The organism is Rhodosalinus sp. FB01 (assembly GCF_041365715.1).
Lineage (GTDB): Bacteria > Pseudomonadota > Alphaproteobacteria > Rhodobacterales > Rhodobacteraceae > Rhodosalinus.
In genome coordinates, this window is record NZ_JBGFSH010000075.1 from 1 (window position 1) to 432 (window position 432).

The window sequence follows — 432 nt, forward strand, 5'->3', positions numbered from 1 at the left end:
CGGACGGGGGTGCCGGTCTCGCTCCGGGAGTATCTCGCCTTTCTCGAGGCGATGCGCGCAGATCTCGTCACCTACGACGTGGACGGCTTCTATTACCTCGCCCGCGCGGCGATGGTGAAGGACGAGCGCAACCTCGACAAGTTCGACCGCGCCTTCGCCGAGGCGTTCTCCGGGCTCGAACATCTGAGCGTGGGCGAGATGCTGGAGCANTACGACGTGGACGGCTTCTATTACCTCGCCCGCGCGGCGATGGTGAAGGACGAGCGCAACCTCGACAAGTTCGACCGCGCCTTCGCCGAGGCGTTCTCCGGGCTCGAACATCTGAGCGTGGGCGAGATGCTGGAGCAGGCCGAAATCCCGCGCGACTGGCTCGAGAAGATGGCCGAAAAGCACCTCTCCGAGGCGGAGAAGGCCGAGATCGAGTCGATGGGC

At 65.0% G+C, this 432-nt stretch carries 1 pseudogene; it reads left to right on the plus strand.

Going from position 1 to position 432, the window contains the following annotated elements:
* Positions 1–432, plus strand: a pseudogene (locus tag AB6A65_RS16645) (hypothetical protein); the annotation flags it as partial.